This window comes from Streptomyces sp. NRRL F-2580, assembly GCF_000720115.1.
Lineage (GTDB): Bacteria > Actinomycetota > Actinomycetes > Streptomycetales > Streptomycetaceae > Streptomyces.
Genome location: NZ_JOIR01000044.1, coordinates 1 through 25,086 on the forward strand (window position 1 = coordinate 1; position 25,086 = coordinate 25,086).

Genomic DNA, 25,086 nt, shown 5'->3' on the forward strand with positions numbered 1-25,086 from the left:
CCCCCCCCCCCCGCCCAGCACCCCCCGCCCAGCACCGCCCCGACCGCTCCCGTACGCCACCCAAGGAGCCCCCGTGCCCCACCTGCTCGCCATCACCGGCAGCCCCTCCGCCCACTCCCGTACCGCCGTCGTGGCCGACCACGTGCTGCGCCGCCTGTCCCACTCCGGCTTCGGCACCGCACACCTGTCCGTGCGCGAGCTCCCAGCCGCCGACCTGCTCGCCGCCCGCCGCGGCGAGCCCGAGATCCGCCGGGCGCTCGAAGCCGTGGCCGAGGCGGACGGCCTGGTCATCGCGACCCCGGTCTACAAGGCCTCGTACACCGGCCTGCTCAAGGCCTTCCTCGACCTGCTCCCGCAGGACGGCCTCGCCGGCAAGACGATTCTCCCGCTGGCCACCGGCGGCAGCCTCGCCCACGTCCTGACCATCGACTACGCCCTGCGCCCCGTGCTCGCCGCCCTCGGCGCCCGGCACGTCACCGCCGGCCGGTTCGTCCTCGACTCCTCCGTCGAGCGCGGCTCCGGCCCCGACCGGCTGCGGCCCGAGGCCGAGCTCGATCTCTTCCAGGCGGTCGACGAGTTCGCGGAGGCCCTGCGCGCCGCGCCCGCCGCCGCCGCGCTCACCACCGCTCCGTAATACGACAACACGACACGACAACCCGACAACCCGACAACCCGACGCCACCACGCAACCGCACCGACAAGGACCTCGTCATGCCCGCAGGATTCACCTCGACCCGCACCTCCCGACGCCAGTTCCTGACCCTGCTCGGCATCTCGGCGGCCGCGGTGAGCTGCGGCACGGCCACCGCCACGGGCGGCGGATCGGGCTCGCAGGTCAAGACCCTGAAGTACCAGGGCTCGGTCGGTGCGGTCACGCTCCCCGAACTCGCCGCCGACCTCGGCTACTTCGAGGACGTCACGCTCGAATGGGTCGGCAACACCATCAGCGGCCCGCAGGACATCCAGTCCGCCGCCACCGGCCAGACCCACTTCGGGAGCGCCTTCAACGGCGCGGTCATCAAGCTCGCCGCCGGCAAGGCGCCGATCAAGGCGCTCATCTCCTCCTACGGCTCGGACCAGTACTCCTACGCCGGCTACTTCGTCCTGGAGGACAGCCCGATCCGCTCCGCCCGGGACCTGATCGGCAAGAAGGTCGGCATGAACACCCTGGGCGCCCACTACCAGGCGCTGCTCGACACCTACCTCAGCCGCAACGGCCTCTCCAAGGCGGACGCGGCCAAGGTCGAGGCCCTGGTGATACCGCCCGTCAACACCGAACAGGCGCTGCGCGCGAAGCAGATCGAGGTCGGGGTGCTCACCGGCATCCTGCGCGACAAGGCCGTCGCCGCCGGCGGCATCCGCCCGCTGTTCACCGACGTGGAACTGCTCGGCCCGTTCAGCGCGGGCACCTACATCATGACCGAGCGCTTCATCAAGCAGAACCCGGACACCGTACGGACCTTCGTGACGGGCGTGGCCAAGGCCATCGAGTGGTCCCGCACCACCCCGCGCGAGGAGGCCGTCGCCCGGATGACCGAGATCGTCAAGAAGCGCGGCCGCAACGAGGACACCACCGCCCTGCAGTACTGGCGCTCGTACGGGATCGCCGAGACGGGCGGCCGGATCCCCGACCAGGAGTTCCAGCTCTGGCTCGACTGGCTCGGTGAGCGCGGCGACATCAAGCAGGGGCAGTTCAAGCCGTCCGACCTCTACACCAACGAGTTCAACGCCTACGGAAAGGGGTGACGGCCATCATGACGAAGATCGTGTTCGAGGGAGTGCGCAAGACCTTCGGGGAGTTCACCGCCCTCGACGGCATCGACCTGGAGATCCGCAGCGGGGAGTTCCTCGTGGTCGTCGGACCCAGCGGCTGCGGCAAGTCCACGCTCCTCGACCTCCTCGGCGGGCTGTCGCGTCCGACGGGCGGCCGGATCCTGCTCGACGGCAAGCCGGTCACCGGGCCGGGTCTGGACCGGGGCATCGTCTTCCAGCAGTACGCGCTGCTGCCATGGCGCACCGCCCAGGGCAACGTCGAGTTCGGCCTGGAAGCCACCGGTGTGCCGCGCCGCCAACGCGCCGCCCGGGCCAGGGAGTTCCTGGACCTCGTCGGACTGACCGGCTTCGAGGACCGGCACCCGCACCAGCTGTCCGGAGGCATGCGCCAGCGCGTCGCCATCGCCCGCGCGCTGGCGTACGACCCGGACGTGCTGCTGATGGACGAGCCGTTCGCCGCGCTCGACGCGCAGACCCGCGAGTCCCTCCAGGACGAGCTGCGCCGCATCTGGCAGAGGACCGGCAAGACCGTCGTCTTCATCACGCACGGCATCGAGGAGGCGGTCTACCTCGGGCAGCGGGTGGCCGTCATGACCTCCCGGCCCGGCCGGGTCAAGGAGGTCGTCCCGGTCTCCTTCGGCGACCGCGACGGACTGCTGGGGGAGGCCCTGCGGTCCAGCCCGGAGTTCGCCCGCTACCGGCACGAGATCTGGAACCTCCTCCACGACGAGGTGGCCCGCGCCCAGCAACTGGAGAAGGAGGCGGCAGCCGCATGAGCACCGGAACCGACACCACCCCCCTGGCGACCCCGGCCGCCCCGACCCCGACCCCGGCGGACTCCGCCCCGACCCCGACCCCGGCGGACTCCGCCCCGACCCCGACCCCGGCGGACTCCGCCCCGACCCCGGCGGACTCCGCCCCGACCCCGGCCGACTCCGCGCCGGCCCCGGCGGAGTCCGGCCGAGCCCCGGCCCCGGCGGAATCCGGCCTCGCCCCAGCCTCCGCCCTGGCCGGATCCGTCCCGGCCGCGCAGGCCGTCACCGCCGCCGCCGGGACTGCCGCCGCGGACGGAGCTTCCGCCCTCGAGACCCAGGCTCCGGCCCAGGCCCAGGCCCAGGCCCAGGCTCCGGCTCCGGCCGGGACCGGCCCTGTCGCCGTCCCGGCCGGGTCCGTCCCGGACGCTGGCACCGCCGCCGTGGACGGACCCTCCGCGCCCAAGACCCCTGCCTCGGCCCCGGCCGCTGCCTCGGCCCCGGCCGCTGCCTCGGCCCCTGCCTCGGCTCCGGCCCCTGCCGCTGCCTCGGCCCCTGCCTCGGCTCCGGCCGCTGCCTCGGCCTCGGCCCCGGCCCCGGCCCCGGCCGGGAAGCCCCCGGCCGTCGGCGACGGCGACGCCGACGCCGGCGCCGCCCGCGGGCCGGCCCCCGCCCGTACGAAGTCCGCCGCGCTCGCCGTCGTACGCGCCCTGAAGGCCGTCGCCGTCCGGACCGCCGCGATCCTCGCGCTGGTCGCCCTCTGGGAGTTCGCCCCGCGCGCCGGCCTGGTCGACGCCACCTTCCTGCCGCCCATCAGCGAGGTGGCCGTCGCCTGGTGGGAGCTGGCCGGCGACGGCCAGCTCGCCGACCACACCCAGGCCAGCCTGATCCGCTCCTTCGGCGGCTTCGGCATCGCCGTGGCCGTCGCCGTCCCGCTCGGCCTGCTCATCGGCTGGTACCGGCCGCTCGCCGACTTCCTCGGGCCGCTGCTGGAGGTCTTCCGCAACACCGCGGCCCTCGCGCTGCTCCCGGTGTTCGTCCTGCTCCTCGGCATCGGCGAGACCTCGAAGGTGTCGATCGTCGTCTACGCCTGCCTCTGGCCCGTCCTGCTCAACACCATCAGCGCCGTCCGCAACGCCGATCCCACCCTGATCCGGCTCGCCCGGTCAATGGACCTCTCGACGCCCCGCCTGTTCCAGAAGGTGATCCTCCCGGCCTCCGTACCGGCCATCTTCACCGGCATCCGGCTCGCCGGCGCCGTCTCCATCCTCGTCCTCGTCGCCGCCGAGATGATCGGCGCCAAGGCCGGCCTCGGCTATCTGATCAACGCCTCGCAGTTCAACTTCGCGATCCCGCAGATGTACGCGGGCATCGTCACCATCTCCGCCATCGGTGTGGCCTTCAACCAGCTGCTGGTCACGATCGAACGCCGCCTCAGCACCTGGCGCGTCCCGGCCTGACGCGCCCCGGCCTGACGCCCGGTGCCTGATGCCCCACGGCTGATGCACCCGACGTCCGGCACCCGACGCCCGGCACCCGACGCCCGGCACCCGACGCCCGGCACCCGACGCCCGCCGCCCGGTGCCCGACCCCCGCTTCGCACCACCTGACACACGAGGAACAGTCATGACCACCACCCCCCGGACCCTCCACCTCAACGCCTTCCTCATGAACGCCGGGCACCACGACGCCGCCTGGCGCCACCCCGACAGCACCCCCGAACGGGTCACCGACCTGAGGTACTTCCAGGAACTGGCCCGCACCGCCGAGCGCGGACGGCTCGACTCCATCTTCTTCGCCGACGGACTCGCCCTCTGGGGCAAGGCCCGTTACAACGCCCTCGGCGGCTTCGAGCCCCTCACCCTGCTGTCCGCCATCGCCGCCGTCACCGAGCACATCGGGCTGATCGCGACCGTCTCCACCACCTTCAACGAGCCCTTCAACACCGCCCGGAAGTTCGCCTCCCTCGACCACATCAGCGGTGGCCGCGCCGGCTGGAACATCGTCACCTCCGGCACCGTCGACGAGGCCCGCAACTTCAACCGCGACGAGCACCTGGCGCACAACCTCCGCTACGACCGCGCCCGCGAGTTCCTCGACGTCGCCACCAAGCTCTGGGACAGCTGGGAGGACGACGCGATCGTCCTCGACAAGGAGGGCGGCATCTACGCCGACACCGACAAGCTCCACCCCGCCGCCCACCGCGGCGAGTACTTCGGTGTCGCCGGACCGCTCAACGTCCCGCGCTCGCCCCAGGGACACCCGCTCCTCGTGCAGGCCGGCTCCTCCGAGGACGGCAAGGAGTTCGCCGCCCAGTACGCCGAGGCCGTCTTCACCGCGCAGCAGACCCTCGCCGACGGCCAGACCTTCTACAAGGACCTCAAGTCCCGCCTCGCCAAGTACGGCCGCACCGAGGGCGACCTGCTCGTGCTGCCCGGCATCGCCCCGGTCATCGGCTCCACCGAGGCCGAGGCCAAGGCCTTGGAGCAGCAGCTGACCGACCTCCAGGTGCCGGAGTACGGCCTCGCCCAGCTCTCCGGCATGCTCAACGTGGACCTGACCGGCCTGCCGCTCGACGGCCCGCTGCCCGACCTGCCCGAGGAACGGGACGTCAACGGCAACAAGAGCCGCTTCACCCTCGTCGCCGAGCTCGCCCGCCGTGACGGCCTCACCCTGCGCGAGCTGATCGCCCGTCTCGGCGCCGGCCGCGGCCACCGCACCTTCGCGGGCACCCCCGAGCAGATCGCCGACCAGCTGGAGGAGTGGTTCGCGCAGGGCGCCGCCGACGGCTTCAACATCATGGCGCCCGTCCTGCCCACGGGCCTGACCGACTTCGTCGACCACGTCGTGCCGATCCTGCAGCGGCGCGGCCTGTTCCGCACCGAGTACACCGGCCGCACCCTCCGCGAGAACTACGGCCTGGCCCGGCCGGCCAACCGCCACACCAGGGGGAGCGCATGACCGATCACGGCACCGACGTCCTCGTCGTCGGCGGCGGACCGGCCGCGACCTGGGCCGCCCTCAAGGCGGCCCGGGCCGGGGCCCGGGTCGTCCTCGCGGACAAGGGCTACTGCGGGACGAGCGGCGCCACGGCCGCCGGCGGCACCGGCGTCTGGTACGTGCCGCCCGAGCCGGCCGCCCGCGAGGCGGCCATGGCCTCCCGCGAGGGCCTCGGGGGCTACCTGGCCGACCGGCGGTGGATGGCCCGGGTCCTCGACGAGACGTACGACAGGATGAACGAGCTGGCCACCGAGGGCCGCTACCCCTTCCCCACCGGGCCCGACGGCAGGCCGCTCCGGGGCGGCCTCCAAGGCCCCGAGTACATGCGGCGGATGCGCATCCGGATCCGCCGCGCCGGGGTCGAGATCCTCGACCACAGCCCGGTCACCGAACTGCTCACCGACGCGGACGGCGCCGTCGCGGGCGCCGCCGGCTACCGCCGCCAGGCCCGGGAGCACTACCGGGTCCGGGCCGGCGCCGTGGTCCTCGCCACCGGCGGCTGCGCCTTCCTCAGCGGGGCGCTCGGCACCAACACCAACACCGGCGACGGCGCGCTCTTCGCCGCCGAGGCCGGGGCGGAGCTCTCCGGCATGGAGTTCTCCAACGCCTACGGGATCGCCCCCGAGGGCACCTCGGTCACCAAGACCGCCTTCTACTCCTTCGCCACCTTCTCCCAGGAGGACGGCAGCGTGCTGGAGGGCGCGGCCAGCCAGGGCGGCCGCTCGGCGATCGCCCGCGAACTCCTCACGGGCGCCCGCGTGTACGCGCGCCTCGACCGCGCCGACGAGAAGGCCCGGGCCGCCATGCGCCTGGCCCAGCCCAACTTCTTCCTCACCTTCGACCGGCTCGGCATCGACCCCTTCACCGACCGCTTCGCCGTGACCCTGCTCGCCGAGGGCACGGTCCGCGGCACCGGCGGCATCCGGATCACCGGCGACGACTGCGCCACCGGCGTCCCGGGCCTGTACGCCGCCGGGGACGCGGCCACCCGTGAGGAGATCTGCGGCGGCTTCACCGGAGGCGGCAGCCACAACGCCGCCTGGGCCGTCTCCTCCGGCAGCTGGGCAGGCCGGGGCGCCGCCGCGCACGCCCTGTCCCTCGGTCCGTGGGGACGGGCCGCCGACCGCCCCGTCACCGGCGTCGGCGGAGCCGGGCTGCGCCCGACGGGACACCGGGCCGAGCCGGGCGGGCACCGGGCCGCCGTGGAACTCGTACAGGCGGAGGTGCTCCCGTACGACAAGAACTACCTGCGCCGCGGTGAGGTCCTCGCCGCCTCGCTGCGGACCCTGGACGCGGCCTGGTCGCGGCTGAGGGCCACGCTCCACGGCGAGGGCGCGGAGCTGGTCCGGGCCCGGCAGGCGGCCGCGATGACGGCGCACGCGCGGTGGATGTACGCGGCCGCCCTCGCCCGGCCCGAGACCCGTGGGATGGCCAAGCGGCTGGACCATCCGCAGCAGGACCCGGCACTGCACCACCGGATCCTGGTGGGCGGCCTGGACCGGGTGTGGACCCGGCCTGCGGCCCCGGCGGGCACGGGGGTGGCGGCGTGATCGAGCTGGTCTCGCACGAACGGTGCATCACCTGTGACAAGTGCATCGAGGTGTGCCCGACGGACGTCTTCGAGCGCGGCCCCGGGGGGATCCCGCTGCTCGCCCGGCAGGAGGACTGCCAGACCTGCTTCCTGTGCGAGGCCAACTGCCCGGCGGACGCGCTGTTCGTCTCGCCGCTGACCCGCCCGGCGGGGGACGACCCGGCCGTACGGGACGAGGCGGCCCTGGCGGACCGCGGGCTGCTCGGCAGCTACCGGCGCGAGATCGGCTGGGGCGAGGGCCGGACGCCCGGGTCGCTCAGGGCGATCGGGCCGCCGCTGGGAGGGGACCTGCGGCCGATCACGTCCTGAGGGCCGGGGGAGGGGCGTTCCGCGCGGACCGCCCCGCCCCCGACGGTCGGGGCGGTCGGGGCGATCAGGGCGGGCCCCCTGCCCCCGCCGGTCCTCGCGTCAGACCGTCAGGACGATCTTGCCGCGCGTGCGGCCCGCGGTGCTCAGCTCCCATGCCCTGGCCGCCTCGGCGAGCGGCAGCGCGTGCTCCACGTTGACGGTGAGGCCGCCCGCGTCGGCCAGTTCCGCGAGGAACGTCAGGTCGGCCGTGTCGGGGCGCACCCACAGCTGGTGGGCGCCCTTGGCGGCGGCCTGGTGGTCGGCGATGGAGACGACCCGGCCGCGCTCCTTGACCAGGGACTGCAGGGTCTCCACGACGTCGTCCCCGTAGAAGTCCAGGGCCGCGTCGACGCCTTCGGGCGCCAGCTCGCGGATCCGGTCCGCCAGGCCCTCCCCGTACAGCACCGGTTCGGCGCCGAGCCCGCGCAGGTAGTCGTGGTTGTGCGCGCCGGCCGTGCCGATGACCCGCAGGCCGAGCGCGACGGCGATCTGCACGCCGAAGGAGCCCGTGCCGCCCGCCGCGGAGTGGATGACGACGGTCTCGCCGGCCTTGACGCCCACGCGGGTGAGGGACTGGTAGGCCGTGAGGCCGGCCAGCGGGATGCCCGCGGCCTGCTCGAAGCTCAGCGCGCGGGGCTTGCGGGCGAGGGTGCGGACGGGGGCGCTGACCAGTTCGGCGTAGGTGCCGAGCTCCACCCATTCCTTGCGGACGTAGCCGTACACCTCGTCGCCCACGGCGAACTCGAAGGTGTCCGGGCCGACCGCCTCGACGACTCCGGCGACGTCCCAGCCGGGTATGACGGGATGGCGGACTTCGAGGATCGGGTCGAGGTACCCGGCGGCGAGCTTCCAGTCCACCGGGTTGACCCCGGCGGCCTTGACGCGGACGAGCACCTCGCCCGGTCCCACCTTAGGCTCCGGTACGTCAACGAGCGTGAGGTTCTCGGCAGTTCCGTATGCGCTGTACGTGATGGCCTTCATGATCGTTCCCAACCGGGCCCCGCCGGACCCTATTCCCTCACGCTGGCAGGGTGTTGCGGTGCGAGCTCCGGCGGGCCGCCGCGAAGAGCGCCTGGATCTGCGTACCCGACTGCTCGACGTCGTCGAGGGGGGAGGGGAAGGGCAGCGGCACGTCCCGGTGGCCGCGCCGCTCCTCCAGCCGCAGGGTGATCCCGTACCGGTCCATGGCGACCGGGAGCGCGCGCACGACGGCGGAGGTGGGCAGCGGCCGGACCAGGCGCAGCAGCAGGGTGACGAGGTCGTGGTGGTCGTCGAGGAGGTGCGTGAGCATGCCCGCCTCGTACGGGGCGAGCGGGTCGGGGCGGGCCGCCTCCAGCTCCTCCAGGCCGACGTACGCGAGTCCGCGTCCGGTTTCCAGGACGGCCTGGCCGAACTCCACGCAGGTGGAGTCGGCGGCCTCGTCCGAGTACGGGGTGAGCAGGCGGCCCAGCACGGTGACGCGGGCGCGCACCCGGTCTCGTACGGGGGTGGGGGCGACGTCGGTGAACTCCAGCCGGATCGTGGGCCGGTACTCGTCGTCGCCGCCCGGTTCGGCGGGGTGCAGGTGCAGCCTGCCCATCGGGTCGCCGCCGTCGAGGTGGCGGACCTCGGTGCGCCGCTCGTCGGTGATCAGCGTCATGGAGTGGGCGGCGGTCAGGATCGACCGGATCCGCTCGGCGTCGGTGGGCCGGGCGGCCGGGGTGGCGGGAGCACCGGACATGCGCATGCGGATCTCTCCATCGTCCGAGTGGGTTAGGTATGCCTAACCTAACTCATCTTGCGTCCCGGGAGTACCGGCGTGGTTCGTGTCGCTGTTGGGCTGAACGGGTGAAACGCGAGAGGATGGGGGGATGCACAAGAAGCGCGCGGCCGAGGCGGCCCGGTGAGCAGGTACGACGTCACCGACGAACAGTGGGAGGGGCTCGCGCAGGTGGTCCCCCTGCGCAGTCGCAACGAATGGCCCTCCCGGGTGGACCACCGCACGATTCCCAAGGCGCCCGGAGCGTCGGTGGCGGAGCAGCGGCGCTTCGTGGTGATCAGAGTTCAGATCTTCGCGGACGCGCGGGAGGTGGCGGAGTACCTCATCGCGCAGATCCCGGTGCTGCTCGACCTCACCGGCGCGGACAGTGAAGTGGCCAAGCGCATCCTGGACTTCAGCAGCGGCGTGGTCTTCGGGCTGGGCAGCGGGATGCACCGGGTGGACCGGAACGTCTTCCTGCTGGCGCCGGTGGGGACCGAGGTCGAGGGCATCGCGGCCGCGGCCGTCCCCCGATCGTAGGAAGGTCCCCGCGAGGGAACGGTTCGCCGGGTCCACGGGGGGTCCGGCGGCCCGTACCGTCCCGCGCATGGACGCCACCTTGGACGCGGCGGTGGGCCCGGCCCCCGCCGCACCCGCCCTCGCCGCACCTGCCCTCGCCCCCGCCGCACCCGCCCCCGACGTCGACCCCTCGTTAGCCGAGGGCGCTCCGGCCGACGGCGCGTGGACCGACGGCCCCACCGTGCCCGCGCAGGCCGCGCCGACGCGCGCCGAGTCCCCGAGGCAGCAGCCGCACCGGCGGCCCGTGGTCACCGAACTGCGGCTCTCCGCCTTTGGACCGCACCGGTCGGCGGCCTTCCCGCTCGGCCCCGTCACCCTCTTCGCCGGGCCGAGCGGCAGCGGCAAGTCCCAGGCCCTGGCCGCCTACGAGGCCCTGGCGGGGCTCGGTTCCGGCGCCACGCTGGAGGAGGCCTTCCCGGACCCGCGCGCCCGCATCCCCGACCTGGCCGTGCCCGACGCCCAGCGGCGGCGCGGATTCCGCCTCGGCTGCACGGTCGACGGCCCCGCCGGACCGGTCCGGCTCGACCTCGCCGTCCAGGCCGAGCCCGCGCTGCGGATCGTCGGCGAACGGCTCTCGCAGGACGGGCAGATCCTGCTCGCCACCGCCCTGCGCGACCCCGGCCGGCGCTCCGTCCAGGCCGCCTGGCTGACCGGCGGCGCCATCGGCGTCACCCGGGCCCCGCTGCCCGACGACCGGCTCGGGACGGCGCTGCTCCCGCTGCGCGTCGCCGGCTCCACGGCCGGCCAGCGACAGGTCCTGGCCGCCGCCGAGCAGGTCGTGGTCGCCCTGCGCTCGGTGTTCCCCTGCGACCCCCGCCCGGACCGGATGCGCGCCGCCGTCCCGCCCGGGGAGGGCCGGCTGCTCGGCGACTGCGCCAACCTGGCCGACGTACTGCGCCGGACCCGCCACGAATGCGGCACCCGCCACGCGCTGCTGGCCGGAGCGGCCCGCACCGGCTGCGCCGGGCCCGTCGCCGGCCTCGACGTACGGGCCCCCGCGGGCGGCGGGGCGGTCACGGCCGTACTGGACCGCGGCCCCGCCCGGCCCGCCACGGAACTGGCCCGCCTCGGCGCGGGCGAGCTGCGCTTCCTCGCGCTGGCACTGGTCCTGCTGACCGGCCCGGGAGTGCTGGCCATGGATCCGGCCGCCGAACTGCTCTCCGCGCAGCAGGCCCTGACCGTGCTGGCCGACGGCTTCGACCGCGGCCTGGACCGGAACCAGAGCGCCGAGCTGCTGCGCCTGGCCCTGCTGTCCGGGGCGCGCGGCCACATCCGGCTGGTGGCGGCGGTGGGGGAGGGTACCGCGGCGGCCGCCCGCCGCCTCCCGGGCGTCGCGATGGTAGACCTGACGGCATGAACGAGAACCAGGAGCCGCAGCCCGAGCCGCGGCCCGAGCAGCGGCCCGACGAACGGCTGGACCGACTGCAGCGCCGGCTCGCGGAGTTCGCGGCCGCACGCGGCTGGGAGCCGTACCACACGCCCAAGAACCTGGCCGTGGCGCTGAGCGTGGAGGCGGCCGAACTGGTCGAGATCTTCCAGTGGCTGACACCGGAACAGTCGGCGAAGGTCATGGAGAAGCCGGAAACCGCCCACCGCGTGGCCGATGAGGTGGCCGACGTGCTCGCGTATCTGCTGCAGTTCTGTGAGGTCCTCGGGGTGGATGTGCTGGATGCGCTCGCGGCGAAGATCGAGAGGAACGAACTCCGCTTCCCCGTGACCGGTACACCGACACCGAATCGTCACTCTTCGGAGTGATGGACTCATCCACAATCACGTTTCTGTCCACATTTTCCGAATACCCCTGGCTTTACTGGCTTGTTGCCCTCACTCTGGGTAGTGGTGAGGACGGCGGGATGTCGTGCGGACGGGGGACGGCATATGGATGCGGTACGGCTCATCGCGGTCGGTCGGCACGCGCTGGCACAGAGTGGGGCTGCGTGGGACATCGTGGGCGAGGCCTGGCAGGCCCAGGCGCTCGCGCAGGGGATCGGGAGCTATCTGGCGGTCACCGGGCCGCCGGAGCTGAGATCGGAGGCACGGGGACTGGGGGAAGCGGGAGGCAGAGGATGCGGGGTGCTCGACAGAGCCGCCCTGCGCGGCGAGGGCAGTGCGCCCGAGTATCCGCCGCGGGCGGCGCAGCTGAGCGAGGTCTCGGACGTCCGACAGGTGCTGCTCGGGCTTCAGGCGCTGCTGGGCGAAGTGGGGATAGCCCTGGTCGGGGTGGCCTGCGGCACGGACGACGAGACCCTGTACTGGCAGTGCATAGAGTCGATCGACGCGGCTGACGAGTCGAGCGACCGGGTACGGGCGATCCTGCGCCGCATGGTGGTCCGGGAGCGGGGATCCGCCTCGGGCGTGGCCTGAGCGGACGCTTCGACGGCGCGGGTGAAGCGAGTGGGCCCCGCCGTGCGCGGCGGGACCCGCACGGTCAGGACGACCGGTAGGACGGGCGCTCGCCCTCGGCGGTGCGGTCCGTGGAGGACTGGAGATCGGCGTCGAGCTGGGAGAGGTCGGCGTTCAGCGCCGCCAGCAGCTCCTCCATCTGCTGGAGCAGGCCCTGCGGCGCGCCACCGCCCTGGGCGGGTACCGCGGGCTCCTGGTGGGCGTACTCGTGTGCTGCCTGTCCGGCCGGTCCGTTCGGTCCGGTCTGTCGTGGGGTCTCCGGCACGGCCTCGTGGGACATGGCGGCCTCCTCGGCCCTGGCCCTTCCGAGGCGGAAGGGGGCGGTGGACGCACCGGCGAGAGTCCGCCGGCGCGCGGGCCGGGCGGTCCGGCTCCGTCCGAGGAAACGATCCCCATCCGGGCTGGTCACTGGCGCCGTCCCGGGTGGACCGTCCGGTTGACGCAGATTCACCCTGCCGGGGCGGGAAGGGCAGGATGGGTACATGGATCTGCGCATTTTCACCGAGCCGCAGCAGGGTGCGAGCTACGACACCCTCCTGACCGTCGCCAAGGCCACCGAGGATCTGGGCTTCGACGCCTTCTTCCGCTCCGACCACTATCTGAGGATGGGATCCGCCGACGGCCTGCCCGGCCCCACCGACGCCTGGATCACCCTCGCCGGCCTGGCCCGCGAGACCAAGCGGATCCGCCTGGGCACGCTGATGACGGCCGGCACCTTCCGGCTGCCCGGCGTCCTCGCCATCCAGGTGGCCCAGGTGGACCAGATGTCCGGCGGCCGCGTCGAACTGGGCCTGGGCGCGGGCTGGTTCGAGGAGGAGCACAAGGCGTACGGCATCCCCTTCCCGGCGGACCGGATGTCCCGGCTGGAGGAACAGCTGGCCATCGTCACCGGCATGTGGGCCACCGAGACCGGCGCCACCTTCGACTTCGCGGGCCGCCACTACCAGGTGGAGAACTCACCCGCGCTCCCCAAGCCCGCCCAGGCGAAGGTCCCCGTCCTCATCGGCGGCCACGGCGCCAAGCGCACCCCGCGGCTCGCCGCGCGCTACGCGTCCGAGTTCAACATGCCGTTCGCCTCGGTCGCCGACAGCGAGCGGCAGTTCGGCCGCGTCCGGGAGGCCGCCGAGGAGGCCGGCCGCAAGCCCGAGGAGCTGGTCTACTCCAACGCCCTCGTCGTGTGCGTGGGCAAGGACGACGCGGAGGTGGCCCGCCGGGCCGCCGCCATCGGCCGGGACGTGGACGAGCTCAAGGCCAACGGCCTGGCCGGCTCCCCGGCCGAGGTCGTCGAGAAGATCGGCGCCTACGGGGCCGCCGGCGCCTCCCGCGTCTACCTCCAGCTGCTCGACCTCGACGACCTGGACCACCTGGAGCTGATCTCCGCCCAGGTGCTCTCCCAGCTCGGCCGGTAGGAGCCACCCCCGTGCCCCGCGCGTCCGGCCCGCTCGCCGAGGCCCTCGGCCACAGGACCGTGATCCTGGACGGCGGTCTGAGCAACCAGCTCGCCGACCAGGGCTGCGACCTGTCCGGCGGCCTCTGGACGGGCCGGGTGCTCGCCGAGCGGCCGGACCAGGTGGAGGCGGCCCACACGGCGTACGCGCGGGCCGGCGCCGAGGTGCTGATCACCGCCGGCTACCAGGTCGGCTACGAGGCCTTCGCCGCCCACGGGTACGACCGGGCCGCGACCACCGCCCTGCTGCACCGCAGCGTCGCCCTCGCCGCCCGCGCGGCCGAGTCCGCCGACCACGAGGTGTGGGTGGCCGCGTCGGTGGGCCCGTACGGGGCCGTGCGCGCGGACGGCTCCGAGTACCGCGGCCGGTACGGCCTGAGCGTGCGCGAGCTCGCCGCCTTCCACCGCCCCCGCATCGAGGCCCTGCTCGACGCCGGCCCCGACGTCCTCGCCGTGGAGACCCTCCCCGACCCGGACGAGGCCGAGGCCGTGCTCACCGTCCTCGCGGAGACCGGCGCCCCGGCCTGGCTCGCCTACACCGTGGCCGACGGCCGCACCCGCTCCGGCGCGCCCCTCCGCGAGGCCTTCGCCCTCGCCGCGGACGCCCCGGAGATCATCGCGGTCGGCGTCAACTGCTGTGACCCGGCCGAGGTCCTGCCCGCCCTCGAAGCGGCGGCCGCCACCACCCACAAGCCGCTCCTGGCCTACCCCAACGACGGCTCCGTCTGGGACGCCGCCACCCACACCTGGCACGCCCCCGGGACCCCGGCCCCCTGGCCCACGCGCGCCTGGCACCGCTCCGGCGCCCGCCTGATCGGCGGCTGCTGCCGCATCGGCCCCGCCGGGATCGCCGCGCTGGCCACCGCCGTCCACCCGGGGGAGGGCCGGGAGGCCCCCGGCGCGGATCCGGCCTGACCCCCGCCTCCGCCCGGAAAACGAGAGGCGCTCAGGGGCGGTGACCAGCAACAATCGGGCGTGTGTTCCTGACGATCTCCACCACCGGCTCCCCTGAACGATCCGCCACCGACCTGGGCTACCTGCTGCACAAGCATCCCGGGAAGACGCAGGCGTTCTCCACCTCCCACGGCACCGCCCACGTGTTCTATCCCGAGGCCACGGCCGAACGGTGCACGGCGGCCCTGCTGCTGGAGGTGGATCCCGTCGCGCTCGTGCGGCGCGGCAAGGGCAAGGGCCGGGGCGGAGCGCCCGACGCCGCGCTCGCGCAGTACGTCAACGACCGCCCGTACGCCGCCTCCTCGCTGCTCGCCGTCGCGCTCAGCGGGGTGTTCCGCACCGCCCTCAAGGGCCAGTGCGTCCTCCGCCCGGAACTGCCCGAGCGAGCGCTGCCGTTGCGCATCGAGATCCCGGTGCTGCCCGCCCGCGGCGGGGCCGAGCTGGTGCACCGGCTGTTCGACCCGCTCGGCTGGGACCTCGTACAGGCCGAGGCCCTGCCGCTCGACGGGCAGTTCCCCGAGTGGGGCGACTCGCGCTACGTACGCCTCGTCCTGGAAGGGGAACTGCGCCTGGCGGACGCCCTGCGCCAGCTCTACGTGCTGCTGCCGGTGCTCGACGACGCCAAGCACTACTGGATCGCCCCCGACGAGGTCGACAAGCTGCTGCGCGCCGGAGACGGCTGGCTCGCCGCCCACCCCGAGAACGGGCTGATCAGCTCCCGCTACCTGGCCCGCCACAAGCGGCTGACCCAGGACGCCATCGAGCGCCTGGAGCTGGTCCGCCTCGCCGAGGCCGACGGCAGCGAGGTCGAGGAGCTCGACAACGCCGTGGACGAGACGCGGGACACGCAGGAGCGGCCCGTGCCGCTCGCCGCGCAGCGGCGCGAGGCGATCCTCGCCGCGCTGCGCGCCGCGGGTGCCCAGCGGGTGCTGGACCTCGGCTGCGGACAGGGCCAGCTGGTGCAGGCCCTGCTCAAGGACCCCGCGTACACCGAGATCGTCGGCATGGACGTGTCGGTACGGGCCCTGAACACGGCTGCCCGGCGGCTGCGCCTGGAGCGGCTGGGCGAGCGGCAGAGCTCGCGCGTCACGCTCCTGCAGGGCTCGCTCGCCTACACCGACAAACGGCTGGCCGGCTACGACGCGGCCGTGCTCAGCGAGGTCATCGAGCACCTGGACCCGGAGCGGCTGCCCGCGCTGGAGTACGCGGTGTTCGGCTCGGCCCGCCCCCGCACGGTCCTCGTGACCACGCCGAACGTCGAGTACAACGTCCGCTGGGAGACCCTGCCCGCCGGGCACGTCCGGCACGGCGACCACCGCTTCGAGTGGACCCGCGAGGAGTTCCGCGCCTGGGCCGGCTCCGTGGCGGCGCGCCACGGGTACGAGGTCGCCTACGTCCCCGTCGGCGACGACGACCCCGAGGTCGGGCCGCCGACCCAGATGGCCGTCTTCACCCAGCCCGACACCACCACTGAGAGCACCACCGAGAGCACCACCGACCCGGCCGCCCACACGGACACCGCCACCGACACCCCGAAGGAGGGCGAGGCAGCATGACCACCGAGACCGGCACCGAGACCGAGACCGACACCCGGCCCCACCGCACCCGCGTACTTCCCGTCACCGACCTGTCCCTCGTCGTCCTGATCGGGGCCACCGGATCGGGCAAGTCCACCTTCGCCCGCAAGCACTTCAAGCCGACCGAGGTCATCTCCTCCGACTACTGCCGGGGCCTGGTCTCCGACGACGAGAACGACCAGAGCGCGAGCCGCGACGCCTTCGACGTCCTGCACTACATCGCGGGCAAGCGCCTCGCCGCCGGCCGCCTCACCGTCGTCGATGCCACCAGCGTCCAGGCCGACGCCCGCCGTCAGCTGGTCCAGCTGGCCCGCGAGCACGACGTCCTGCCCATCGCCATCGTCCTGGACCTGCCCGAACAGGTCTGCGCCGAGCGCAACGCGGCCCGCCCCGACCGGGCCGCACTGCCCCGCGCCGTCATCCAGCGCCACCGCCGCGACCTGCGGCGCTCGCTGCGCGGCCTGGAGCGCGAGGGCTTCCGCAAGGTCCACGTCCTGCGCACCGTCGAGGAGGCCGAGACCGCCGAGGTGGTCCTGGAGAAGCGCTTCAACGACCTCACCCACCTCACCGGCCCCTTCGACATCGTCGGTGACATCCACGGCTGTTCCTCAGAGCTGGAGACCCTCCTCGCCAAGCTCGGCTACGAGGACGGCGTCCACCCCGAGGGCCGCACGGCCGTCTTCGTCGGCGACCTCGTCGACCGCGGCCCGGACAGCCCCGGCGTGCTGCGCCGCGTCATGGGCATGGTGAAGTCCGGCAACGCCCTGTGCGTGCCCGGCAACCACGAGAACAAGCTCGGCCGGTACCTCAAGGGCTCCAAGGTCCAGCGGACCCACGGCCTCGCCGAGACCATCGAGCAGCTGGAGCGGGAGCCGGCGGAGTTCGTCGAGGAGGTACGGGAGTTCATCCGCGGCCTCGTCAGTCACTACGTGCTCGACGGCGGCAAGCTGGTGGTCTGCCACGCCGGCCTGCCCGAGAAGTACCACGGCCGCACCTCCGGCCGGGTCCGCTCGCACGCCCTGTACGGGGACACCACCGGCGAGACCGACGAGTTCGGCCTGCCCGTGCGCTACCCGTGGGCGGAGGACTACCGCGGCAAGGCCGTCGTGGTCTACGGCCACACCCCGGTCCCGAACACCGCCTGGATCAACAACACCATCTGCCTCGACACCGGGGCCGTCTTCGGCGGGAAGATGACCGCGCTGCGCTGGCCGGAGCGCGAACTGGTCGACGTACCGGCCGAGAAGGTCTGGTACGAGCCGGTCAAGCCGCTCGCCGCCGAGGCGCCGGGCGGCCACGAGGGGCGCCCGCTCGACCTGGCCGACGTGCACGGGCGCCGGGTCGTGGAGACCCGGCACCTGGGCAACGTCAACGTGCGCGAGGAGAACGCGGCGGCGGCCCTGGAGGTCATGAGCCGCTTCGCGGTGGACCCGCGGCTGGTCCCGTACCTGCCGCCGACCATGGCGCCCACCGCCACCTCCCGTGAAGAGGGCTACCTGGAGCACCCGGCCGAGGCCTTCGCGCAGTACCGCGCGGACGGCATCGCCCAGGTCGTGTGCGAGGAGAAGCACATGGGTTCCCGCGCCACCGTCCTGGTCTGCAAGGACGCCGACGCGGCCCGCGAGCGCTTCGGCGCCGACGGCCCGACCGGCTCCGTCTACACCCGCACCGGGCGGCCCTTCTTCAAGGATCCGGAGGTCACCGAGGAGGTCCTCACCCGGCTCCGCTCGGCGGTCACCGGCGCCGGCCTCTGGGAGGAGCTCGGCACGGACTGGCTGCTCGTCGACGGCGAACTGCTGCCCTGGTCCCTGAAGTCCGGCGGACTGCTGCGCAACCAGTACGCCGCCGTGGGCGCGGCCTCGGGCGCCGTCTTCCCGGGCGCGATCGCCGCCCTGGAGGCGGCCGCGGCCCGGGGCGTCGACACCGGGGAGCTGCTGGAGCGCCAGCGCGGCCGGGCCGCCGACGCGGCCGCCTTCACCGAGGCATACCGCCGCTACTGCTGGACCACCGACGGGCTGGACGGCGTACGGTTCGCTCCCTTCCAGCTGCTGGCGGCGGCCGGGCGGTCGCTGGCCGCCGTGCCCCACGACGAGCAACTGTTCTGGCTGGACCGCCTCGTCGCCGCCGATGAGGCGGCGGGAACCGGGCTGCTGCGCCGCACCGGCCGGATCCTGGTGGACACCGCGGACGAGGACTCCGTACGGGCCGGCACCGACTGGTGGCTGGAGCTGACGGCCGCCGGCGGTGAGGGCATGGTGGTCAAGCCCCTCCAGGCGTACGCCCGGGACGGGAAGGGCCGCCTGGTGCAGCCCGGGGTCAAGGTGCGCGGGCGCGAGTACCTGCGGATCATCTACGGCCCGGAGTACACGCGGCCGGACCACCTGGAGCGGCTGCGCGAGCGGTTCCTCGGGCACAAGCGCTCACTCGCCCTGCGCGAGTACGCGCTCGGGCTGGAGGCGCTGGACCGGCTGGCGGCCGGGGAGCCGCTGTGGCGGGTCCACGAGGCCGTCTTCGCGGTGCTCGCCCTGGAGTCGGAGCCGGTGGACCCGCGGCTCTGAGGGGGCGGGGCCGGCCCCAGTCAGCACGACCCGTAAAGGAGCGGCCCCCGTACGGCCGCTAATTAGGTCGTATGGGGGAACTTTCGCGGAGAACTCCGGGAAACCCACCGGCGGGATCGTTCAACCAGGGCAGCGGAATGTCCGCGACCCTGGAAGGACGGAACGTCACTTATGAAGATGACCGCGCGCGGAAGCATTGCGGCGCTCATGACCTGTATGGCCGCGGCCGGCGCGGCCACCCCGGCCGCGGCGGACTCGGTGCCGGTCGGTGTGCCGTTGGACGCCGTGAAGACCACGCTGGGCGTGGACACCCCGCGCGTGGGCACGGGCGTGCCGGTGCCGGTCGTGGGAGCGCCCGAGGCGCCCCGCTTCCACAAGGGGGACATGCTCCCGAGCCCACTGCTCCCGGTGCTCCCGATCGGCACCGAGCTCGGCCGCACCCTCGTCACCTCCCCGGTGCCGAACCTGCTGGGCAAGCCGGAGACGGACGGCGAGGGTTCCGTGGAGGCCCCCGCCACCGACCTGCTCGCCCGGACCCCCGGGCTGGTCGCCGGCGGTCTGCTGACGATGCCGGACGCCTCCAACTCCGGGATCCCGAACCTGGCCGCGCCCGAACTGGGCCTGACCACCCCGGAACTCACCGGCGCCCCTTCGGCCCTTCTCGGCCTCGGCACCCCCCGCTGAGCGGACGCCACCTCAAAAGGCCGCCCGGTCTGCGAACGTGTACGGCATGGGATTCCATGTCGACTCCGAGACCGGGCGGCTTCGCCGCGTCATCCTCCACCGGCCCGACCTGGAGCTGAAGCGGCTCACACCGAGCAACAAGGACGCGCTCCTCTTCGACGACGTGCTGTGGGTGCGCCGGGCCCGCCAGGAGCACGACGGCTTCGCGGACGTGCTGCGGGACCGGGGGGTGGAGGTCCACCTCTTCGGGGACCTGTTGTGCGAGGCCCTCGACATCCCGGAGGCCAGACACCTCGTACTGGACCGGGTCTTCGACGAGAAGGAGTACGGGCCGCTCGCCACCGACCACCTGCGGTCGGTCTTCGACGGGCTGCCCTCGGCCGAGCTGGCGGAGGCGCTGGTCGGCGGGATGACCAAGCGGGAGTTCCTGGAGCGGCACGCCGAGCCGGTGTCCGTGCGCTTCCACGCCCTGGACACCGACGGCTTCCTGCTCGGGCCGCTGCCCAACCACCTCTTCACCCGGGACACCTCCGCCTGGATCTACGACGGGGTGTCCATCAACGCGATGCGCTGGCCGGCCCGGCAGCGCGAGACCGTCCACTTCGAGGCGATCTACAAGCACCACCCGCTCTTCACCTCCTCCGGCGCCTTCCACTACTGGTCGCAGGGGCAGGCGGACTACCCCTCGACCATCGAGGGCGGGGACGTGCTGGTCATCGGCAACGGCGCGGTGCTGATCGGGATGAGCGAGCGCACCACGCCGCAGGCGGTGGAGATGCTGGCGCGGGGCCTGTTCGCCGCCGGCTCGGCCACCACCATCGTGGCGTTGGACATGCCGAAGAGCCGGGCGTTCATGCACCTGGACACGGTGATGACGATGGTGGACGGAGATACGTTCACTCAGTACGCGGGGCTCGGCATGCTCCGCTCCTACACGATCGAGCCGGGTGCCGGGCCGCAGGAGCTGAAGGTGACCGACCACCCGGCGGAGCACATGCACCGGGCCATCGCGGCGGCGCTCGGCCTGGACTCGATCCGGGTGCTGACCGCGACCCAGGACGTGCACTCGGCGGAACGCGAGCAGTGGGACGACGGGTGCAACGTGCTGGCCGTGGAGCCGGGGGTGGTGGTCGCGTACGAGCGGAACGTGACGACCAACACACACCTGCGCAAGCAGGGCATTGAGGTGATCGAGATCCCGGGCAGCGAACTGGGGCGGGGCCGTGGCGGTCCGCGCTGCATGAGCTGTCCGGTGGAGCGGGACGCGGTCTGAGGCCCCGGGCGGCCACCGGCCCGGGGAGAGGGGGCGGGGGAGGGAGGGGTCTCTGTATATCAATACGGAGCATCGTATAGACTTCCAGCATCCCCTGTCACCGTGACGCTGGAGCGACCCCATGGCCACCGACCTCGCCGGCCGTAGTTTTCTCAAGGAGCTCGACTTCACGGCCGCCGAGTTCCGCGGCCTGATCGAGCTCGCCGCCGAACTGAAGGCGGCCAAGAAGGCCGGGGTCGAGCAGCGCCTGCTCCAGGGCAGGAACATCGCGCTGATCTTCGAGAAGACCTCGACGCGGACCCGCTGCGCCTTCGAGGTCGCGGCCGCGGACCAGGGCGCCCACACCACCTACCTCGACCCCGCCGGCTCCCAGATGGGCCACAAGGAGTCGGTCAAGGACACCGCGCGGGTGCTGGGCCGGATGTTCGACGGGATCGAGTACCGGGGTGACAGTCAGCAGGCGGTCGAGGAGCTCGCCGCCCACTCGGGCGTCCCCGTCTTCAACGGGCTCACCGACGACTGGCACCCGACCCAGATGCTGGCCGACCTGCTCACCATGACCGAGCACACCACCAAGCCGCTGGACCGGATCGCCTTCGCCTACCTCGGCGACGCCCGCTTCAACATGGGTAACTCGTACCTGGTGACCGGCGCACTGCTGGGCATGGACGTACGGATCGTCGCGCCCAGGGCCTACTGGCCGGCCGAGCCGGTGGTGGCCGCGGCGCGGGAGCTCGCGGAGGGCAGCGGCGCCCGGATCACGCTGACCGAGGAGGTCGCCGAGGGGGTGGCGCAGGCGGACTTCGTGGTGACCGACATCTGGGTATCCATGGGCGAGCCCAAGGAGGTCTGGGACGAGCGCATCGCGGCCCTGTCCCCGTACGCCGTGACCATGGACGTGCTGCGGGCCACCGGGAACCCGGACGTGAAGTTCATGCACTGCCTGCCGGCCTTCCACGACCTCGGTACCCAGGTGGCCCGGGAGATCCACGAGCGGCACGGGCTCGAATCCCTGGAGGTGACCGACGAGGTGTTCGAGTCGGCGCACTCCGTCGTCTTCGACGAGGCCGAGAACCGGTTGCACACCATCAAGGCCGTACTCGTCGCCACGCTCGCCCGGCCCGGCCGGAGTGACGCATAGTCATACGCCGCAGGGGCGGCCCGCCCGCGGCGATGCGTGTCGCGTTTCTGTGACGGAAGTCAGGATCTGCTGATACCGTCGGTCGTGTGAGCCCCTTCACCGGTTCCACAGCAGCGACCGAACGGTGGCACCACCTCCGGGTGACCCGGCAGGACGGCGTGGCCACCGTCACCTTCGACCGCCCCGAGAAGCTGAACGCGCTCACCTTCGGCGCCTACGCCGACCTGCGCGATCTGCTCGCCGAACTGTCCCGCGAGCGTTCCGTGCGCGCCCTCGTCCTGGGCGGCGAGGGCCGGGGCTTCTGCTCCGGCGGCGACGTGGACGAGATCATCGGCGCCACCCTCGCCATGGACACCGCCCAGCTCCTCGACTTCAACCGGATGACCGGCCAGGTGGTGCGCGCCATCCGCGAATGCCCCTTCCCGGTGATCGCCGCCATGCACGGCGTGGCCGCCGGCGCCGGCGCCGTCCTCGCGCTCGCCGCCGACTTCCGCATCGCCGACCCCACCGCCCGCTTCGCCTTCCTCTTCACCCGCGTCGGACTCTCCGGCGGGGACATGGGCGCCGCCTACCTGCTGCCCCGGGTCGTCGGCCTCGGCCACGCCACCCGGCTGCTGATGCTCGGAGAGCCCGTACGCGCCCCCGAGGCCGAGCGGATCGGCCTGCTCAGCGAGCTCACCGAGGAGGGCAAGGCCCACGTACGGGCCGCGGAACTCGCCGCGCACCTGGCCGCCGGCCCCGCCCTCGCCTACGCGCAGACCAAGGCACTGCTCACCGCCGAGCTCGACATGCCGCTGGCCGCGTCGGTGGAGCTGGACGCCGCCACCCAGGCCCTGCTGATGAACGGCCAGGACTACGCGGAGTTCCACGCGGCCTTCACCGGGAAGCGGCCGCCCGCCTGGAAGGGCAGGTAGCCGGATGCCAGCGTGCCGCGTGTCTCCGGGCGCCATGCGGGTCGCCGTCGTCGGCGGGGGGCCGGGCGGGCTGTACGCCGCCGCGCTGCTGGCCCGCCAGGGGCACACCGTGGAGGTCTGGGAGCGGCGCGCCCCGGACGACACCTTCGGCTTCGGCGTGGTCCTCTCCGACGAGACCCTCGGCGGCATCGAGCGGGCCGACACCGTCGTCTACGCCGCCCTGAGCGCCGAGTTCGTGCGCTGGGACGACGTGGACGTCGTGCACCGGGGCCGGCTGCTGACCTCCGGCGGCCACGGCTTCGCCGCCATCGGGCGGCGCCGGCTGCTGCGGATCCTGCACGAGCGCTGCGCCGGGCTCGGCGTCCGGCTCCGCTTCCGCACCGCGGCCCCCGACGTGCGGGACCTCGCCTCCGCGTACGACCTGGTGGTCGCGGCGGACGGGGTGCACAGCGCGATCCGGGAGGCCCGGGCCGCGCACTACGGGCCGACGCTGACCCCCGGGCGCTGCCGCTACATCTGGCTCGCCGCCGACTTCGCCTTCGAGTCCTTCCGCTTCGAGATCGCGGAGACCGAGCACGGGGTCATGCAACTGCACGCCTACCCCTACTCGGCGGACGCCTCCACGGTGATCGTGGAGATGCGGGAGGAGGTCTGGCGGGCGGCCGGCCTCGACCTCTGCGACGAGGACGAGTCCGCGGCCCGCTGCGCCAAGACCTTCAGCGAGGCCCTGCGCGGCCGGCCGCTGCGCGGCAACCGCTCGGCCTGGACCCGCTTCGACACCCTCGTCAACGCCCGCTGGTCACACGGCAACGTGGCGCTCCTCGGCGATGCCGCGCACACCGCCCACTTCTCCATCGGGTCCGGCACCAAGCTGGCCGTCGAGGACGCGCTCGCGCTCGCCGAAGCGGTGGCCGGCGCGGAGGGCGACGTACCGGCCGCCCTCGCCGCGTACGAGGCGGCGCGCCGCCCCGCGGTCGCCAGCACCCAGCGGGCGGCGGCCGCGAGCCGGGCCTGGTTCGAGGAGGTCGCCGGATACGTCGACCAGCCCGCCCGGCAGTTCGCCTTCAACCTGCTCACCCGCAGCCGCCGGGTCACCCACGACAACCTGCGGCTGCGCGACGAGCGCTTCACCCGGGCGGTGGAACGGGACTTCGGCTGCCCGGACGAGCACACCCCGCCGATGTTCACCCCCCTCACCCTGCGCGGTCTGACCCTGCGCAACCGGGTCGTCGTCTCGCCGATGGACATGTACTCGGCCGCCGACGGCGTCCCCGGGGACTTCCACCTCGTGCACCTGGGCGCCCGGGCCCTCGGCGGGGCCGCCCTGGTCATGACCGAGATGGTCTGCGTGTCCGCCGAGGGGCGGATCACCCCCGGCTGCGCCGGCCTCTACACCCAGGAGCAGGCGGCGGCCTGGCAGCGGATCACCGACTTCGTCCACACCTCCGCACCCGGCACCGCGCTCGGCGTCCAGCTCGGGCACGCGGGCCGCAAGGGCTCGACTCGGGTCATGTGGGAGGGCATGGACGACCCCCTCCCGGAGGGCAACTGGCCGCTGGTGGCCGCCTCCGAGCTGCCCTACCGGCCAGGCGTCTCGGCGCTCCCGCGCGCCCTCGACCAGGCTGACCTGGTGGCGCTGCGCTCCGACTTCGCGGCCGCCGCCGTGCGGGCCGCCGATTGCGGGTTCGACCTCCTGGAACTGCACTGCGCCCACGGCTACCTGCTCTCCGGCTTCCTGTCCCCCCTGACCAACCACCGCACGGACGACTACGGCGGCTCCCTGGAGAACCGGCTGCGCTTCCCGCTGGAGGTCTTCGACGCGGTCCGCGCCGTCTGGCCCGAGGACCGCCCGATGACGGTCCGCCTCTCGGCCACCGACTGGGCGCCCGGCGGCACCTCGCCCGAGGAGGCGGTGCGGATCGCGGCCGCCTTCGCCGCGCACGGCGCCGACGCCATCGACGTCTCGACCGGTCAGGTCGTCGCGGACGAGGTCCCGGAGTACGGGCGCTCGTACCAGACCCCGTACGCCGACCGGATCCGCAACGCGCTCGGCGTCCCCGTCATCGCGGTCGGCGCCATCTCCTCCTGGGACGACGTGAACTCCCTGCTGCTGGCCGGCCGCGCCGACCTCTGCGCCCTCGGCCGCCCCCACCTCTACGACCCCCACTGGACCCTGCACGCGGCCGCCGACCAGTCCTACGAAGGCCCGGCCGCCCCCTGGCCGGCCCCGTACCGCGCCGGCAGCCGCAAACCGCCCACCGGCCGGGGCTGAGCCTGCCGGCGTGACGCACGGCGGCGTTGCCTCACCTTGAACGTGTTCAGATTGAAAACATGTTCAAGCGGGTTTCGACCGG

At 73.5% G+C, this 25,086-nt stretch carries 23 protein-coding genes; 20 read left to right on the forward strand and 3 right to left on the reverse strand.

Annotated elements, in window-relative coordinates; genetic code table 11:
• Positions 1-73: 73 nt before the first annotated feature.
• The 7 genes from ssuE (at position 74) to IF88_RS0133840 (ending at position 7,425) form a co-directional block, all read left to right on the forward strand.
• Positions 74-634, forward strand: coding sequence for an NADPH-dependent FMN reductase (gene ssuE, locus IF88_RS0133810; RefSeq protein ID WP_030721418.1), 561 nt, complete (start codon positions 74-76; stop codon positions 632-634).
• Positions 635-711: 77 nt separating this feature from the next.
• Entirely contained in the window at positions 712-1,746 is a 1,035-nt protein-coding gene (locus IF88_RS0133815; RefSeq protein WP_030721421.1) for an ABC transporter substrate-binding protein, read from the forward strand.
• A gap of 8 nt (positions 1,747-1,754) precedes the next feature.
• On the forward strand, positions 1,755-2,549 hold the full coding sequence (locus IF88_RS0133820; RefSeq protein WP_030721423.1) for an ABC transporter ATP-binding protein: 795 nt from the start codon (positions 1,755-1,757) through the stop codon (positions 2,547-2,549).
• Complete coding sequence (locus IF88_RS49195) at positions 2,546-3,985, forward strand: ABC transporter permease (RefSeq protein WP_267884547.1); 1,440 nt, start codon at positions 2,546-2,548, stop codon at positions 3,983-3,985. The genes IF88_RS0133820 and IF88_RS49195 overlap by 4 nt, the downstream gene beginning before the upstream one ends.
• Positions 3,986-4,151: 166 nt before the next feature.
• On the forward strand, positions 4,152-5,486 hold the full coding sequence (locus IF88_RS0133830; RefSeq protein ID WP_030721431.1) for an LLM class flavin-dependent oxidoreductase: 1,335 nt from the start codon (positions 4,152-4,154) through the stop codon (positions 5,484-5,486).
• Entirely contained in the window at positions 5,483-7,075 is a 1,593-nt protein-coding gene (locus IF88_RS0133835) for an FAD-dependent oxidoreductase (RefSeq protein WP_030721433.1), read from the forward strand. Before IF88_RS0133830 ends, IF88_RS0133835 begins: the two co-directional genes overlap by 4 nt.
• Positions 7,072-7,425 (forward strand): 4Fe-4S dicluster domain-containing protein, encoded by a 354-nt coding sequence (locus tag IF88_RS0133840; protein ID WP_030721436.1) that lies wholly within the window; start codon positions 7,072-7,074, stop codon positions 7,423-7,425. Before IF88_RS0133835 ends, IF88_RS0133840 begins: the two co-directional genes overlap by 4 nt.
• A 99-nt stretch (positions 7,426-7,524) precedes the next feature.
• Here the strand turns inward: IF88_RS0133840 and IF88_RS0133845 are convergent, their stop codons facing one another.
• Positions 7,525-8,445, reverse strand: a complete 921-nt coding sequence (locus IF88_RS0133845; protein ID WP_030721438.1) for an NADP-dependent oxidoreductase — start codon at positions 8,443-8,445, stop codon at positions 7,525-7,527.
• 37 nt (positions 8,446-8,482) lie between these two features.
• A complete protein-coding gene (locus tag IF88_RS0133850; RefSeq protein ID WP_030721441.1) occupies positions 8,483-9,190 on the reverse strand; it encodes a DUF2470 domain-containing protein in 708 nt (235 codons plus the stop codon).
• A gap of 156 nt (positions 9,191-9,346) precedes the next feature.
• Here IF88_RS0133850 and IF88_RS0133855 point away from each other — a divergent pair, with 156 nt between their 5' ends.
• From IF88_RS0133855 to IF88_RS0133870, 4 genes are all read left to right on the forward strand, one after another.
• Positions 9,347-9,742, forward strand: coding sequence for a cell division protein SepF (locus tag IF88_RS0133855; RefSeq protein WP_030721444.1), 396 nt, complete (start codon positions 9,347-9,349; stop codon positions 9,740-9,742).
• A 67-nt stretch (positions 9,743-9,809) separates the two neighbouring features.
• A complete protein-coding gene (locus tag IF88_RS0133860; protein WP_030721447.1) occupies positions 9,810-11,138 on the forward strand; it encodes a hypothetical protein in 1,329 nt (442 codons plus the stop codon).
• Entirely contained in the window at positions 11,135-11,536 is a 402-nt protein-coding gene (locus tag IF88_RS0133865; protein ID WP_030721449.1) for a nucleotide pyrophosphohydrolase, read from the forward strand. The genes IF88_RS0133860 and IF88_RS0133865 overlap by 4 nt, the downstream gene beginning before the upstream one ends.
• 123 nt (positions 11,537-11,659) lie before the next feature.
• The gene (locus tag IF88_RS0133870) at positions 11,660-12,145 is read left to right on the forward strand and encodes a DUF6099 family protein (protein ID WP_030721452.1); all 486 of its coding nucleotides are present in this window, start codon (positions 11,660-11,662) and stop codon (positions 12,143-12,145) included.
• 64 nt (positions 12,146-12,209) lie between these two features.
• Here the strand turns inward: IF88_RS0133870 and IF88_RS41280 are convergent, their stop codons facing one another.
• Positions 12,210-12,464: a hypothetical protein gene (locus IF88_RS41280; RefSeq protein WP_051838015.1), complete on the reverse strand. Its 255-nt coding sequence runs from the start codon at positions 12,462-12,464 to the stop codon at positions 12,210-12,212.
• A gap of 202 nt (positions 12,465-12,666) precedes the next feature.
• Here IF88_RS41280 and IF88_RS0133880 point away from each other — a divergent pair, with 202 nt between their 5' ends.
• From IF88_RS0133880 to IF88_RS0133920, 9 genes are all read left to right on the forward strand, one after another.
• Positions 12,667-13,593, forward strand: a complete 927-nt coding sequence (locus IF88_RS0133880; protein WP_030721455.1) for an LLM class F420-dependent oxidoreductase — start codon at positions 12,667-12,669, stop codon at positions 13,591-13,593.
• Between the two features lie 11 nt (positions 13,594-13,604).
• Positions 13,605-14,546 (forward strand): homocysteine S-methyltransferase, encoded by a 942-nt coding sequence (gene mmuM, locus IF88_RS0133885; protein ID WP_051838016.1) that lies wholly within the window; start codon positions 13,605-13,607, stop codon positions 14,544-14,546.
• Positions 14,547-14,608: 62 nt separating this feature from the next.
• Positions 14,609-16,141 (forward strand): 3' terminal RNA ribose 2'-O-methyltransferase Hen1, encoded by a 1,533-nt coding sequence (locus IF88_RS0133890; protein ID WP_030721460.1) that lies wholly within the window; start codon positions 14,609-14,611, stop codon positions 16,139-16,141.
• On the forward strand, positions 16,138-18,720 hold the full coding sequence (locus tag IF88_RS0133895) for a polynucleotide kinase-phosphatase (protein WP_030721463.1): 2,583 nt from the start codon (positions 16,138-16,140) through the stop codon (positions 18,718-18,720). The genes IF88_RS0133890 and IF88_RS0133895 overlap by 4 nt, the downstream gene beginning before the upstream one ends.
• Before the next feature lie 177 nt (positions 18,721-18,897).
• Complete coding sequence (locus tag IF88_RS0133900) at positions 18,898-19,404, forward strand: hypothetical protein (RefSeq protein WP_234323794.1); 507 nt, start codon at positions 18,898-18,900, stop codon at positions 19,402-19,404.
• Positions 19,405-19,450: 46 nt separating this feature from the next.
• Positions 19,451-20,677 carry an arginine deiminase gene (locus IF88_RS0133905; protein ID WP_030721469.1) on the forward strand — a complete coding sequence of 409 codons (1,227 nt, stop codon included), beginning with the start codon at positions 19,451-19,453 and terminating at the stop codon, positions 20,675-20,677.
• Between the two features lie 121 nt (positions 20,678-20,798).
• On the forward strand, positions 20,799-21,818 hold the full coding sequence (gene argF / locus IF88_RS0133910; protein ID WP_030721473.1) for an ornithine carbamoyltransferase: 1,020 nt from the start codon (positions 20,799-20,801) through the stop codon (positions 21,816-21,818).
• An 86-nt stretch (positions 21,819-21,904) separates the two neighbouring features.
• Positions 21,905-22,732: an enoyl-CoA hydratase family protein gene (locus IF88_RS0133915; RefSeq protein WP_030721476.1), complete on the forward strand. Its 828-nt coding sequence runs from the start codon at positions 21,905-21,907 to the stop codon at positions 22,730-22,732.
• A gap of 4 nt (positions 22,733-22,736) precedes the next feature.
• Positions 22,737-25,004 (forward strand): bifunctional salicylyl-CoA 5-hydroxylase/oxidoreductase, encoded by a 2,268-nt coding sequence (locus IF88_RS0133920; protein ID WP_037808041.1) that lies wholly within the window; start codon positions 22,737-22,739, stop codon positions 25,002-25,004.
• The last annotated feature ends 82 nt before the right edge of the window (positions 25,005-25,086 follow it).